Origin of the sequence: Arthrobacter sp. NicSoilB11 (assembly GCF_019977375.1) — a bacterium.
In the GTDB taxonomy this organism is placed as follows: domain Bacteria; phylum Actinomycetota; class Actinomycetes; order Actinomycetales; family Micrococcaceae; genus Arthrobacter.
Genome location: NZ_AP024657.1, coordinates 3,140,012 through 3,154,004 on the forward strand (window position 1 = coordinate 3,140,012; position 13,993 = coordinate 3,154,004).

14 protein-coding genes and 1 tRNA gene are annotated in these 13,993 nt (G+C 65.9%); 4 read left to right on the forward strand and 11 right to left on the reverse strand.

Annotated features, from left to right (window positions below):
- Positions 1-185 precede the first annotated feature (185 nt).
- Complete coding sequence (locus tag LDO14_RS14555) at positions 186-1,385, forward strand: acetyl-CoA C-acetyltransferase (protein ID WP_026265738.1); 1,200 nt, start codon at positions 186-188, stop codon at positions 1,383-1,385.
- Positions 1,385-1,882, forward strand: coding sequence for a YbaK/EbsC family protein (locus tag LDO14_RS14560; RefSeq protein WP_056388921.1), 498 nt, complete (start codon positions 1,385-1,387; stop codon positions 1,880-1,882). The genes LDO14_RS14555 and LDO14_RS14560 overlap by 1 nt, the downstream gene beginning before the upstream one ends.
- Before the next feature lie 72 nt (positions 1,883-1,954).
- Here LDO14_RS14560 and rplL read toward each other — a convergent pair whose 3' ends face one another.
- The 9 genes from rplL to LDO14_RS14605 all read right to left on the reverse strand — a co-directional run bounded on the left by rplL (position 1,955) and on the right by LDO14_RS14605 (position 8,464).
- The gene (gene rplL, locus LDO14_RS14565) at positions 1,955-2,332 is read right to left on the reverse strand and encodes a 50S ribosomal protein L7/L12 (protein ID WP_018769123.1); all 378 of its coding nucleotides are present in this window, start codon (positions 2,330-2,332) and stop codon (positions 1,955-1,957) included.
- A gap of 78 nt (positions 2,333-2,410) precedes the next feature.
- Positions 2,411-2,992 (reverse strand): 50S ribosomal protein L10, encoded by a 582-nt coding sequence (gene rplJ / locus LDO14_RS14570; RefSeq protein WP_018769122.1) that lies wholly within the window; start codon positions 2,990-2,992, stop codon positions 2,411-2,413.
- Positions 2,993-3,288: 296 nt separating this feature from the next.
- Positions 3,289-4,407, reverse strand: coding sequence for a GNAT family N-acetyltransferase (locus tag LDO14_RS14575; protein ID WP_223992301.1), 1,119 nt, complete (start codon positions 4,405-4,407; stop codon positions 3,289-3,291).
- Between the two features lie 7 nt (positions 4,408-4,414).
- Complete coding sequence (locus tag LDO14_RS14580; RefSeq protein WP_223992303.1) at positions 4,415-5,512, reverse strand: GNAT family N-acetyltransferase; 1,098 nt, start codon at positions 5,510-5,512, stop codon at positions 4,415-4,417.
- Between the two features lie 132 nt (positions 5,513-5,644).
- Positions 5,645-6,352 (reverse strand): 50S ribosomal protein L1, encoded by a 708-nt coding sequence (rplA, locus tag LDO14_RS14585; RefSeq protein WP_018769119.1) that lies wholly within the window; start codon positions 6,350-6,352, stop codon positions 5,645-5,647.
- A 178-nt stretch (positions 6,353-6,530) separates the two neighbouring features.
- Positions 6,531-6,962 carry a 50S ribosomal protein L11 gene (gene rplK / locus LDO14_RS14590; protein WP_003803853.1) on the reverse strand — a complete coding sequence of 144 codons (432 nt, stop codon included), beginning with the start codon at positions 6,960-6,962 and terminating at the stop codon, positions 6,531-6,533.
- 128 nt (positions 6,963-7,090) lie between these two features.
- Complete coding sequence (nusG, locus tag LDO14_RS14595; protein WP_018769118.1) at positions 7,091-7,909, reverse strand: transcription termination/antitermination protein NusG; 819 nt, start codon at positions 7,907-7,909, stop codon at positions 7,091-7,093.
- A gap of 115 nt (positions 7,910-8,024) precedes the next feature.
- Positions 8,025-8,309: a preprotein translocase subunit SecE gene (secE, locus tag LDO14_RS14600; RefSeq protein ID WP_056388913.1), complete on the reverse strand. Its 285-nt coding sequence runs from the start codon at positions 8,307-8,309 to the stop codon at positions 8,025-8,027.
- Between the two features lie 82 nt (positions 8,310-8,391).
- Positions 8,392-8,464, reverse strand: a tRNA-Trp gene (locus LDO14_RS14605).
- A 276-nt stretch (positions 8,465-8,740) separates the two neighbouring features.
- Here LDO14_RS14605 and LDO14_RS14610 point away from each other — a divergent pair.
- Positions 8,741-9,958, forward strand: a complete 1,218-nt coding sequence (locus LDO14_RS14610) for a pyridoxal phosphate-dependent aminotransferase (protein WP_018769116.1) — start codon at positions 8,741-8,743, stop codon at positions 9,956-9,958.
- A gap of 155 nt (positions 9,959-10,113) precedes the next feature.
- Here the strand turns inward: LDO14_RS14610 and LDO14_RS14615 are convergent, their stop codons facing one another.
- Entirely contained in the window at positions 10,114-10,803 is a 690-nt protein-coding gene (locus tag LDO14_RS14615) for a response regulator transcription factor (protein ID WP_018769115.1), read from the reverse strand.
- Positions 10,800-12,167 carry an ATP-binding protein gene (locus tag LDO14_RS14620; protein ID WP_056388911.1) on the reverse strand — a complete coding sequence of 456 codons (1,368 nt, stop codon included), beginning with the start codon at positions 12,165-12,167 and terminating at the stop codon, positions 10,800-10,802. Before LDO14_RS14620 ends, LDO14_RS14615 begins: the two co-directional genes overlap by 4 nt.
- Positions 12,168-12,292: 125 nt before the next feature.
- On the opposite strand from LDO14_RS14620, the gene LDO14_RS14625 reads away from it, so the two are divergent.
- Complete coding sequence (locus tag LDO14_RS14625; RefSeq protein ID WP_056388910.1) at positions 12,293-13,993, forward strand: PspC domain-containing protein; 1,701 nt, start codon at positions 12,293-12,295, stop codon at positions 13,991-13,993.

Sequence of the window (13,993 nt, forward strand, 5' to 3'; positions counted from 1 at the left end):
GCCGTCCACCCTACGCAAGAGGCCGCCGTCGTGCACAACGCTGCCGATGGGGACCTCTCCCCTGCCGCGTGTGGAACGAACTGATTCAGGAATGCACATAGGGGTTCCAGCGTTTGAATAGTTGGGTGACCAGGGTCACGATAGCCTTGGTGGCTTACACCGGAACCGGACTGAAAGTGAAAACCATGGGCAACTCTCCCGACAACAGTGACGTTGTCATCCTCGGGGCAGCACGGACTCCGCAGGGCCGGATCAACGGCCAGCTCTCGAGTCTCACCGCCGTGGACCTTGGCGCCCACGCCATTAAAGCCGCACTGGAATCCAGCGGCGTCGGCACCGGCGACGTGGAGGCCGTGATCATGGGCCAGGTGCTTCAGGCCGGTGCGGGGCAGAATCCAGCGCGGCAGAGCGCCGTCGGCGCCGGCATCGGCTGGAACGTCCCCGCGGTCACAGTCAATAAGGTGTGTCTTTCAGGCCTGACGGCGGTGATCGACGCCGCCCGGATGATCCGTGCCGGCGAGGCCGCGGTGGTGGTGGCCGGCGGCCAGGAGTCGATGAGCCGCGCGCCGCACCTGCTCCCGGGGTCCCGCCAGGGATGGACGTACGGCTCCATCCAGGCGCTGGACGCTGCCGCCCATGACGGCTTGACCGATGCCTTCGACGGCCAGTCCATGGGCCTGTCCACGGAAACACGGAACCTCACGCTGGGCATTGACCGCACGTCGCAGGACAACGTTGCCGCCCAGTCCCACCAGCGCGCGGCGCTGGCGGCAAAGAACGGAACGTTCGACGGCGAGATCGCACCCATCAGCGTGAAGCAACGCAAGGGCGAGCCCCTGGTGGTGGATTCCGACGAGGGCGTCCGCCCCAACACCTCGGTGGAGTCGCTGGCAGGCCTGCGCGCAGCGTTCGTCACCGATGGCACCATCACCGCCGGTAACTCCTCTCCCCTGTCCGACGGCGCCGCCGCCCTGGTGCTCGCATCCCGAGGCTACGCGGAGGAGAACGGGCTGGAGTACCTGGCCGTGGTGGGAAAGCCGGGACAGGTGGCCGGCCCTGACAACTCGCTGCATTCCCAGCCGTCAAACGCCATCATGAACGCCTTGGGCAAGGCCGGGTGGAGCACTGCGGACCTTGACTTCATCGAGATCAACGAGGCCTTCGGGTCCGTGGCGGTACAGTCCCTGAAGGACCTGGACTACCCCCTGGAAAAGTGCAACATACACGGCGGTGCCATCGCGCTGGGACATCCGATCGGGGCCTCGGGCGCACGGCTGGCGGCCCATGCGGCCCATGAGCTGAAACGGCGCGGAACGGGCAAAGCCGCCGTGTCCCTCTGCGGCGGGGGCGGGCAGGGCGAGGCCCTCCTGCTGTACCGCGACTGATGGCGGGCGCATCCGGGAACGGAACGGACGGCGTCGGACGGGAACGCTTCCTGGCCGACGCCGCGGCCCGCGGCCTGCAGGTTGACGTGGTGCAGCGCCCGGCAGCAAAGAGCCTCGAGGAGGCCGCCGGCATCCTGGGCATCAGCCCGTCCGACATCGTCAAATCCCTGGTGGTCAAGCACAAGGACGGCACCTTTTTGTTCGCCCTGGTCCCGGGCGACCGGCAGATCTCCTGGCCCAAGCTCCGCGCCCTGGTAGGCGTCAACAAGCTGTCCCTCCCGCCCGCCGCTGCCGCGCTGGAGGCAACCGGCTATGAGCGGGGCACAATCACTCCGCTGGGGAGCACCACCGCCTGGCCGGTCTATGCCGACGCCACGATCACTGGGCGACGGATCTCCATGGGGGCCGGCGCCCATGGCTACAGTGCGTTCGTTGACGCCGATGCCCTGACCGCAGCCCTGGACGCGGTTGTGGCGGATATCAGCGACCCCGCGTAACGCGGGAGACCAGTTTAAAGCAGGAAACCCCGCCCACCGGAGTGGACGGGGTTTCCTGAGGAAAAGGCGTTGTTACTTGAGGGTAACGGTGGCGCCTGCAGCCTCGAGCTGCTCCTTGGCCTTCTCGGCAGCTTCCTTGTTGGCGCCTTCGAGGACAGCCTTGGGGGCACCGTCAACCAGGTCCTTGGCTTCCTTGAGGCCGAGGGAGGTGATGGCGCGAACTTCCTTGATGACTGCGATCTTCTTGTCGCCGGCAGCTTCGAGGATGACGTCGAAGTCGGTCTTCTCTTCAACCTCTTCAGCAGCTCCGCCACCGGCGGGGCCGGCAACTGCAACAGCAGCGGCGGTAACTTCGAAGGTCTCTTCGAAGAGCTTGACGAACTCGGAGAGCTCGATGATGGTCAGTTCCTTGAAAGCTTCAATGAGCTCTTCGTTGCTGAGCTTCGCCATGGTAGGCGTCCTTCCTGTTGTGGTGTCCGCAATGGCGCATGGCCTGAGGGGCACCGGAGTCTGGTGGGGGTAAGAGAATCAGTTCTCTTCGGCAGCGGGAGCTTCAGCGGCAGCTTCAGCTTCAGCGGCGGGGGCTTCTTCAGCGGCGGGCGCTTCGGCAGCTGCCGGTGCACCGTTCTCTTCTTCAAGCTTGAGGCGCAGTGCGTCGATGATGCGTGCAGCTGCGGCGGCCGGTGCCTTGAGGACACCTGCAACCTTGGCGAGCTGCAGCTCACGGGACTCGAGGGCAGCAAGTGCGGCAACCTCGGTGGCGTCCAGCGCCTTGCCCTCGAAGTAACCGGTCTTGATGACCAGCTGCTTGTTGGCCTTGGCAAAATCCGTCAGGCTCTTGGCAGCGGCAACTGCGTCACCCTTGATGAACGCGATTGCAGTGGGGCCGGCAAGCTGGCCGTCGAATGCTTCGACGCCGGCTTCCTTGGCTGCAATGGCGGTCAGGGTGTTCTTGACGACCGCGAACTTGGTGTCCTGGCCGAGAGAAACACGCAGCTGCTTGAGCTGTGCAACGGTGAGCCCGCGGTATTCGGTCAGGACAGCGGCGTTCGATTCCTTGAAATCGTTAGTGATCTCAGCTACTGCTGAAACCTTGGTAGGCGTTGCCATAACCCTCCTTCCGGGGATAGTGCCGGTATTCGACGGTCCCCGCTCAAGAGAGCTAAAACTAAAAACGCCCCGCGCAGATGCACGGGCTTGGCTCAACACGGCTGTACCGCGGAGCTTTGCTTCGTTCACCTGCGCCGGCCGCCCTGCGTTGAGGGTCCTTCGTCCGGAAAACCACTGTGGTCCCCGGAGCACAACTGCAGAGTTGAGCCATGTTCAGGAGAGTGGATTTCCAACAACCGACGGTCTTTGGTACTCCCAGCTTACGCGAGGCGTTGCCGGTCCGCCAAATCGGGGACTCAGCTGGTACTGGCGTGCAACGTGGGGAGCTCCTTTTGCCAGATCCCGGTGACGCCGGCCGTCTGGAATCCGAGCTGCCTGTTGACGGTCAGGAGGTACCGGTTCTCCGGCGCGTTCCAGGTGTAGATGATGCGGGCGTCCGGGAACTGCTCGCTGAGCCGCTCCATGTTGGCCACCTTGATGAGCAGGCCCAGCTTGTTGCCGCGGTGTTCCTGCAAAACCAGGGTGTCGTCCTGGAACACGACGTCGGCCCGGTGTGCCAGCACGGTGATGGTGGTGAGTCCCACCAGGGCTCCGGTGGCGATGTGTTCGACGGCGGTGACCACCGTCCTGCGGCCCTGTGCGATGGCGACGTCCTCCGCCTCCCGCAGGATGCCGCCGTCGAACACCATCTCCTGCTCGACGGGTGCGTCCAGCGAGGGATCCAAATCGGCCCCGGCCTGGTTTTCCAGGACGGCCACGGCCTCCAGCCAGCGTTCCGGGCAGCGGTCGGTCCAGTGGTGCAGCCTGTACCTGCCGTTGTTTGCTTCGTCGGCCTCAGCCTGGAGGTCCGCCACCAGCTTGCTGTCCAGCGGCAAGCGGCAGGAGCTGAACTGCTCGATGTGCTGCAGCGTGTATCCGGTCTTCTGCGCGAACTCCACTTCGCGGCTCTCCAGCGGCACGAACCCCTGGCCGGTACCGGGAACCAGCAGGGCCTGTTCAAACTCAGACAGGGACGCGCCGGGGTGGTTGGTGTCCACCAGGATCATGCTGCGCCCTTCCCCCCTTGCCAGTTGTTCGGCTGCCTCCAGCAGCCGCCGTCCCACGCCCTGCCGCTGGTACTCGGGGAGGATGTCCAAAGTGAGTTCGGCGAGGTCCAGGTGGTCAGTCAGCGGCAGTGCAATGTCCACCGTTCCCACAATGGTGCCATCCACCTTGGCCACGAGGATCAGCTGGCGCTCATACGGATCCGCGAACTCAAGCAGCTTCTCCAGTGGACCGTAAGCCAGATCGTCGCTGCCCCACGTGGCCATCCGCACCTTGCGGCCGACTTCGACGGCGGCAAGGAAGTCCGCTGCGTCGGGGGTGTCCAGTGAGTCGGGGATCCAAAGCTGCTCGATCTTTACGTCTATTGCCATTCGGGCATCATCCCAGCCGTTTCTGCCACTCACCTTCATAGCCAGCGGGCCTGAATCCAAGTGCGGTATTTATCGCCAGCATATGCTGGTTTTCGCTGGCATTCCATGTCAGGACCGAGCGCGCCCGGGGCCACTTTTCCTGTGCGCGGCGGAGGTTGGCCACCTTGACCAGCATGCCCAGCCGGTGGCCGCGGTGTTCCTCCGACACCAGGGTGTCCTGCTGGAGCAGCGACCCCGGCACCAGCGGCCGCCAAGTCAGGACGGTATAGGCCACCAGCTCACCGGTGCGGCGGTGCAGGGCCGCCGCCACGGATGAGTGCACGCCGCTCCTGGCCAGCGCCTGCTCATCGTCCCGGACGCGGGCGGCGTCCCAGTCCTCGCGTTCCCAGTCCATCCCGGCGGTGGGCGCATCGGTGCTCATTTGTGCCCGCAGGGCGGCGTACCGGGCGATCAACGGGTCCGGACAGTGCACGTCCCAGACCGTCAGCCGATAATCGCCGGCGTGGCTGAGGGCATCAGCCTCCAGCCGCGCCAGCCGTTGTGCCGGAACGGGGAGGGCGAGCCGGCTGGAACGCTCCACCTGTTCCAGCCGGTACCCGGCGGACAGGGCGAAGGAGGTGGCCGGGTCAGCCAAAGGAAGTCCCCCGGCCCCCGACATGGCAGGTACCAGCGGACCCGCGTCATCCACCAGGCGGGCAGGGAGTTCAAAGTAGCCATCCAGCGACGTCCGGTTGTTGGCGCGGGCCACCTTCTCCGCGTGGTCAAGGAGCCGCCGCCCCAGCCCGCGCCGCCGGAAGGCCGGCGCCACCAGGACGTTGATCCCTGCCGTGGCGGTGTTCTCCCGCAGGGGCAGCGTCACCGAACACATGCCCACCGGTTCCTTGCCCAGCCGGGCGACAAAGAGGTGCCGCGCCTCGTATGCGGTGCCGCGCCAGTGTTCCACCTCCTCCGCGTAGGTGTAGCCACGGTCACGGTCGCCCCATGTCTGCAGTTCGTGCGCTTCCCGCATTGACTGGCAGTCGTTGAAGTCCTGAAAGTCGCTGCCGCCCTCGGTTGACGGAGGAACAACGACGGCGGAAATCACCAGGGCGTTCGGCTGCGTCATTCCCCAAGCGTAGCCAGCCGTGGACGGCTGTCGAGGGTGCGCAAGCGGCGTTTAACGCCTGAAGGGACCGCCCGGCTGGTAGCCGGACGGTCCCTTCAGAAGTGCCGGAAGGCACGGGACGCTGCTGAGGATTTACGCCTCGGTGAGCACCTTGGTGACGTTGGGGTCAACGGAGATGCCCGGGCCGAACGTGGTGGCCACGGTGGCCTTCTGGATGTAGCGGCCCTTGGATGCGGACGGCTTGAGGCGAAGGACCTCTTCCAGTGCGGCTGCGTAGTTCTCGGCCAGCTTCACGGCGTCGAAGGAAACCTTGCCGATGATGAAGTGCAGGTTGGAGTGCTTGTCGACGCGGAAGTCGATCTTTCCACCCTTGATGTCGTTGACGGCCTTGGTGACGTCGGGGGTCACGGTGCCCGTCTTGGGGTTCGGCATCAGGTTACGCGGACCCAGGACCTTACCGAGGCGGCCAACCTTGCCCATGAGGTCAGGGGTGGCAACGGCGGCGTCGAAGTCGGTCCAGCCGGCGGCGATCTTTTCGATCAGGTCGTCGGAACCAACGAAGTCGGCGCCGGCTGCGATTGCGGCCTCAGCCTTGTCGCCCGTGGCGAAGACCAGGACGCGGGCCGTCTTACCGGTGCCGTGGGGCAGGTTGACGGTGCCGCGGACCATCTGGTCGGCCTTGCGGGGGTCAACGCCGAGGCGGAAGGCAACCTCAACCGTGGCGTCGAACTTGGACGGGTTGGTGTCCTTGGCCAGAGTTACTGCCTCGAACGGTGCGTAGTGCTTCTCCGCGTCGATCTTGGCGGCTGCTGCCTCATATGCTTTGCTGCGCTTTGCCATGCTGCTTATTTCTCCTTGTGCAGTTGTGGTCTGCGGACCGCGCTGGGCCCTGCCACAGTCGGTGATCCGGTTCGTTATCCGGCCCGGATGACCAACATTTCAATGTGTTTGGTGCCGGTGTCCCGGCGGTGCCGCCCGTCGTCGTCAACTACCTGACGCTGGACAGCGGGAAGGGTGGTTAGCCCTCGACGGTGATGCCCATGGAGCGGGCGGTGCCGGCGATGATCTTCGCTGCGCCTTCGAGGCTGGTGGCGTTGAGGTCTTCCATTTTGGTGGAGGCGATCTCGTTGACCTGGGCCTGGGTCAGCTTGGCAACCTTGACGGTGTGCGGGGTTGCTGAACCCTTGGCGACGCCTGCAGCCTTCTTGATGAGTTCTGCAGCCGGCGGGGTCTTGGTAATGAACGTGAAGGAACGGTCTTCGTAGACCGTGATTTCCACGGGGATGACGTTTCCGCGCTGGGCTTCCGTCGCAGCGTTGTACGCCTTGCAGAATTCCATGATGTTGACACCGTGCTGGCCAAGCGCAGGACCGATCGGCGGGGCCGGGTTGGCGGCACCTGCCTGGATCTGCAGCTTGATGAGGCCGGTGACCTTCTTCTTGGGAGCCAATGTAGGGTCCTTCTCTCAATAACGTCCTGGGGCACAGGAGCGTGCCTCAGGTTTTTGGCCGCCATGGCAAGGCGGCCGGCCGTTCCGGTGCAGCTAAGCGGGCGGCGCCGGGACGAATTCTAGGATTCTCAGATCTTGGTGACCTGGTTGAACGCCAGGGTGACGGGCGTTTCGCGCTCGAAGATGGAGACCAGCACCACGAGGGTCTGGGACTCGGGCTTGATCTCGGAGATCGTGGCGGGAAGGGTCTCGAAGGGACCTTCCTTGACGATGACGGATTCACCGACCTCGAAGTCGACGGCCACGGGAGCCTGGTTCTGCTTGTTGACCGGCTTGCCCTTCTCGGCCTGTTCCTCTTCGAAGACAGGGGCGAGCATGGAGAAGACCTCGTCAAGGCGCAGCGGGACCGGGTTGTGGGCGTTGCCCACGAATCCGGTGACGCCGGGGGTGTGGCGGACGGCGCCCCAGGAGGCGTCGGTCAGGTCCATGCGGACCAGGACGTAGCCGGGGATGCGGACGCGGTTGATCACCTTGCGCTGGGCGTTCTTGATCTCCACGACTTCTTCCATGGGCACCTGGATTTCGAAGATGTAATCTTCCATGTCCAGGGTCTGGATGCGGGTTTCAAGGTTGGCCTTCACGCGGTTTTCGTAACCTGCGTACGAGTGGATGACGTACCAGTCACCTTCCTGGCGGCGCAGCTTGGCCTTGAACTCCTCAGCGGGATCCACGGCTGCAGCTGCTGCCGCGGCGGCGAGGGCGTCGGCGGACTCGTCTTCCCCGTCAGCGTCTGATGCATCGCCTTCGGCAGCAACTACCACGTCGGAGGCGGCGTCGTCGGATTCGGGCGTGGAGGACTCAACCTCGGACTCTTCACCGGCTTCTGCCGTGACGTCCGGGGATTCTTCCAGCCCCGTCTCGGTTACCTCGAGCTCCTGCTCAGACACTTGGTCTCCTGCTTCCTCATTGCCTAACATGCCTATTTAAATGGCTCAATCCCGCACACCGGCGCATCCCTTCCGGTTTCCCGGATGGAACACGCGGCCTGCGGACTGTGCAGCCTTAGCTGTCCTTGGGGCCGGTACCGCCGAAGATCCAGCTGACAGCGGTTCCGAAACCAATGTCCAGCAGGCTGACGATGACCATCATGATGGCCACGAACACCAGCACCACGAGCGTGTAGTTGATCAGTTCCTTGCGGGTGGGGGCAACAACCTTCTTCAGTTCGCCGATAATCTGGCGGACAAAGAGTGCAATGCGGGCGAAGAAGTTTGCCTTGGCTTCCTTCTTAGCTGGGCGGCCCTTGGAGCTGCTGGCAGCTGTTTCGGTCACCTGGTCCTCGCTCATCTTTGCAATGGTGGATTACCCGGCCCTGATCAGAACCATGGTTGCTGCGCCTGCCCCGGGCTTTCGCCCGGAGCAGCTTGCGCAGGGCAGACAGGACTCGAACCTGCAACCTGCGGTTTTGGAGACCGCTGCGCTACCAATTGCGCCACTACCCTATGGAGTGAATTCCACTCTTTGACGACCCAACACCAGCTTGAACTGGGGCGCACGTCATCATCCGTGTTTCAACACCGGTGAACCAGTCTACGCAAGAACTTCGCGTAGGTAAAACCAGCCCGGCCCGGTCCGTCCGAAGTCCGGCCTGAAAGGTGCTGCGCAGGGCAGTCATAAATCAAAACCGGCTCCCCGGAGGGTCCGGTGAACAGCATAGAGTAGAACTCGTCGAATCCCACATTCCAGCCACCCGGCTGCAAGCGAAGAACGGACCTGCCATGTCTGCCGCCCGCGTTTCCCAACGCATTTCCGCAATTGCCGAATCCGCAACCCTGGCCGTCGATGCCAAGGCCAAGGCGCTGAAGGCAGCTGGCCGGCCCGTTATTGGCTTCGGCGCGGGTGAACCCGACTTCCCCACCCCGGACTACATCGTGCAGGCGGCCATCGAGGCTGCAGGGCAGCCCAAGTTCCACCGCTACTCCCCCGCCGGCGGCCTGCCCGAGCTGAAGAAGGCCATCGCCGAGAAGACCCTCCGCGATTCCGGCTACCAGGTGGACCCCTCCCAGGTCCTGGTCACCAACGGCGGCAAGCAGGCCGTCTACAACACCTTCGCCACCCTGGTGGATCCGGGCGACGAAGTCATCGTTCCCACCCCGTTCTGGACCACGTACCCGGAGGCCATCCGGCTCGCCGGCGGCGTCCCCGTGGAGGTTTTCGCCGGCCCCGAACAGGACTACCTGGTGACCGTCGAACAGCTCGAAGCAGCCGTGACGGACCGCACCAAGATCCTGCTGTTCGTCTCGCCGTCGAACCCCACCGGCGCCGTCTACTCCCCTGAGCAGGTGGCGGAAATCGGCAAGTGGGCCGCCGCCAAGGGCCTGTGGGTGGTCACAGACGAAATCTATGAGCACCTGACCTACGACGGCGTGCCGTTCACGTCGATCGCCACCGCGGCCCCCGAACTGGGCGACAAGGTGGTCATCCTCAACGGCGTTGCCAAGACGTACGCCATGACCGGGTGGCGCGTGGGCTGGATGATCGGCCCGGCCGACGTCATCAAGGCTGCCACCAACCTGCAGTCGCACGCCACCTCCAACGTGTCCAACATCATGCAGATCGCCGCCCTCGCCGCCGTGTCCGGTCCGCTGACCGCCGTGGACGAAATGAAGGTTGCGTTCGACCGCCGGCGCAAGGCGATCGTGGCAGGACTGAACGCGATCGACGGAGTGGAATGCCCGACGCCGAAGGGCGCCTTCTACGTGTACGCGGACGTCCGTGCCCTGCTGGGCAAGGAATTCCCGACCGCGTCCGGTACGGCCACGCCGCAGACCTCCGCGGAACTGGCCTCGCTCATCCTTGACGAGGTTGAAGTGGCAGTGGTTCCCGGCGAAGCCTTCGGCCCCTCGGGCTACCTGCGCCTGTCCTACGCCCTGGGCGACGACGACCTCGCCACGGGCGTCCAGCGCCTGCAGGACTTCCTGGGCAAGGCCCAGTAGTCGCTCCATCACCTTCCGCAGGAACAACCCAAACGCCCCATCACCTGGTGATGGGGCGTTTGGGTTTAAGGCGCAGGATCTGATGGGGCGTTTGGGTTTAAAGGCCGAAAGATGATGGGGCGTTTGGTTTAAAGGCGCAGGATCTGATGGGGCGTCTACAGGAGGCGGCGCTCGGCTGCCCATTTGGTCAGTTCGTGGCGGCTTGAGAGCTGGAGCTTGCGCAGCACGGCTGACACGTGGGTCTCCACCGTCTTGATGCTGATGAAGAGCTCCTTGGCCACCTCCTTGTAGCTGTAGCCGCGGGCGATGAGGCGCATGACCTCAAGTTCCCGGGCGGAGAGCTTGTCCAGCTCGTCATCGGCAATATCCGCAGGAGCGGTGCCAAAGGCGTCCAGGACGAACCCGGCAAGGCGTGGGGAGAAGACCGCGTCGCCGCCGGCCACCCGGAACACGGCGTCGGTGATCTCGGCACCGGAGATGGTCTTGGTGACGTATCCGCGGGCACCAGCGCGGATGACGGCCACCACGTCCTCCGCAGCGTCGGAGACGCTCAATGCCAGGAAACGGGTGGTGGACAGGAGCGCGGCGGAGCCGGCGATGACTTCCCGGCCGCCGCCGCCCAGTCCTCCGGGCAGGTGGACATCGAGAAGAACGACGTCGGGCCGCTGCTGGGCGATCACGGCAATGGCCTGTTCAACGGTGGCGGCCTCCCCCACCACCTGGATGCCGGCGTCGAGGTCAGCTTTCAGCCCGGACCGGAAGATGGCGTGATCGTCCACGATGACCACCCTCACGGAGTTTGCCGGCCGGGCGCTTCCGGTACTTGTCCCCTGGGTCGTGTTCATGATTTTCCTTCCGCGTGTTCTGCTGCAGCCGGCAGCCTCAGGCGGACCTCCGTACCGTCCCCCGTGCTGAGGATGGCCGCCGAGCCGCCATGCCGTTTCATCCTGCCGATGATCGATTCCCTGATACCGAGGCGGTCCGCCGGGACGTCCCCCAGCTGGAAACCGGGTCCCCTGTCCTTGATGAAGATCTCAGCCTGCCCGTCCGATGCCTCAAGGTAGACCGAGACGGTTCCGCCGCCGTGCCGCGAGGCGTTGAGCATGGCCTCCCGGCTTGCCTGGACCAGGGCTTCGTGCGCCTCGGTCATGGCGGCGTCACCCACGGTGACCACCTCCACGGCGTTGCCAAGCAGGTCCTCCACCTCCGCCGCAACAGCCTTGATCCGGTCTGAAAGCTGTCCGCTTTCACGGCCGGGGTCCTGGAACAGCCAGCCGCGCAGCTCGCGTTCCTGGGCACGGGCCAGGCGGACCACGTCATGCTCGTTGCCGGCGCGCCGCTGGATCAGGGCCAGTGTCTGCAGCACGGAATCGTGGAGGTGGGCAGCGATCTCCGCCCGTTCCGTCTCCCGGATCCGGCCGGCTCGTTCCGATTCCAGGTCCCGCCAGAACTTCAGCGCCCACGGCAACAGGACCAGCACCACGCCGCCCAGGACGGCCACGGACGCCAACAACGCCAGCCAGGTCTGTTCCCAGGAGCCCGAGCCGGACACCATCACCAGGACCCCTGCCACCACCAGCGCCAGTCCTGCAGCGAGCCTGCCCCACCCGCCGGCCTGGTCCGCTTTGGTCTTGTCCACCAGCCCTGCGCGGCGCGTCTCATCCAGCTGCATCCAGGCGATCGACGCGCCGCCCAGCACAGCTGCAGCCGGGATCAGCGTCCCCAGGGACACGTCCACGCCCAGCATCTGGGCAATCATGATGCCGGCCACCAGCAGGAGCCCGCAGCCCAGCAGGATTTCCTTGCCGTACCGCATCCCGCGCGCCCGGAACCAAGGGGGCTCTCCGGAGGCTCCCGCTCCGGCCGGAACGGGCCCATCGGCACCTGCTGGTGCTCCGCCGTCGGACGCCGTCTCCTGCGCCGGCTGGGCCTGCTGCGGCTGGCCCGGTCCCAGCTGGCTGACGGCGGGAGCAATGGGCGACGCCGGCCGGCGGGCGTTGCGGCGCGCGGCCTCGTCCGCGGTGGGCACCATGATCCAGAGCCATGCGTAGAAGACCAGGCCGGCCCCGCCTGCGAAGGAGGCGAGGACCATGCCCAGCCGGACATTCTTGACCGGCCAGCCCAGGTGCGCGGCGAGGCCGGAGCAGACGCCGGCGATGACACGGTCGCTGCTCCGTGCCAGGGGCGGGCGCACCGGGAGGGTTGTCATGGATCAATCCAAACACGGATCAGGGTTGCCCGGACCGTATCCGGCCGCTTACCGGGGACAGCTCAGGGGCCGTTCAGGGTATCCCCCAGTAGAGCGGCGACGGGCCCGGACGGGAGGATCGAGGTATGAACTCGCAGACCCCCTCCCCTGACGACGAACACCCTGCCGGGGCCATCCCCGGATCCGACAGCGAGCGGCCCACGGAGCCGCTGCCGTCCTCCCCTGCAACGCCTCCGGAGCCTGAGGTTGGCCCGGGTGCCGGTCCCGCGGCCGGCCCGTCAGGTGGTCTTGGCGCCGGTCCCTCAGCTGATCCGGGTGCCGGACCGGGCCCTGATCCCGCTGATAACACCCAGGGCTATGCCTACCGCAGCAGCCCCACCGCCCCAACTCCTTCCACCGACTTCTTCGGCTGGATCCGCAGCAACGGCATTTACCGGGGCAACGACCGTTGGGTCGGCGGCGTCTGCAGCGGAATCGCCCACCGGCTGAACGTGGACCCGATCATCATCCGCGGCGCCTTCATTGTCCTCACTCTCCTGGCCGGCATTGGCGTGTTCTTCTATGGCTTGGCATGGGCGTTCCTGCCGGAACCGGACGGCCGGATCCACGTCCAGGAAGCCGGCGCCGGACGCTGGTCCAGTGGCATGACGGGCTCCCTGATTGCCACGGTCCTGGGTCTCACCGGCCTGGGCGGAGGCTTCTGGGGCTGGAGCCATAACGGCCTCAGCGGACTGCTCTGGACCGTCTTCTGGGTGGCCGGCGCAATCTATTTGGTCTACTACCTTTCCCAGCGCAACAAGTCCCACCCCACCATGGCCGGCCACACGCCGGCAGCCCCCGGCGCGGGCCACCCGGCCGGACGCCCGGGCGCGGACTACACCTCGTCGTTCTCCGCAGGCACGCCCTCCGGGCCGGCGCCCGGCTTCCCGGCGGCGCCCCGGTACAGCGGCGGCCCCACCAGCTCAGCGTCCACCGGTATCTATGGCCCGGGCGGACACGGCACTCCTATCGGAACCGGTGTTCCCGTCGGAGGCACCTCCGCCGGCCCAAACGGCTCCGGTTCAGGCAGCACAGGCCCAGGCGGGCCGGGCACAGGCGGGCCGGGCAGCGGCGGGCCGGGCACAGGCGGGCCGGGCAGCGGCGTTCCCGGTGGAAGCAGCTACCCCGCACCGTGGGTGCCCCCGCAACCGCCAAAGCCCCGGCCGTCCGGCCCCGGCGCTCCCGCCGTCGCCATCGCCACGGGCTCGGCCCTGGTGGTGGGCGGTGGCCTCAAGGCGCTGGATGCCGCAAACATCATCGACCTGGGCGGCTCCGCCAACGCCATCGTGTGGGCCAGCGCGGCAGCAGTGCTAGGCCTGGGCATCCTGGTGGCGGGTTTCCGCGGCCGCACCTCCGGCGTCCTGAGCCTCTTTGCCGTAATCGCCCTGGTTACCGGCGGCATCTACAACACGCTGGACGACGGCCGGATGCGTTTCCAGCAGGTGGACTGGAACCCGGCAAGCATTGAGGAGGCACGCGGCGGCATCGACATCACCGCCGGGCGGGGCACCGTGGACCTCACGGGCCTGTCACCCACCGCCCCCCTGACGTCCGACGTCGTGGTTCCCCTGGACATCACCGCCAGCAACGTGACCGTGGTGATCCCGCAGAACCTGCCCGTCGACATCAAGGCGGACATGACCATGGGAAACCTTAACGAGGCCACCGGCCAGCGCGGCGGCACCACCACCCGCGAAAGCAGCTACAACGCGGACAAGCCCGGCAACCACCTGGTGGTGCGGATCGACGGCACGTTCAGCAACGTCACAATCCAGGAAGGCAACTGA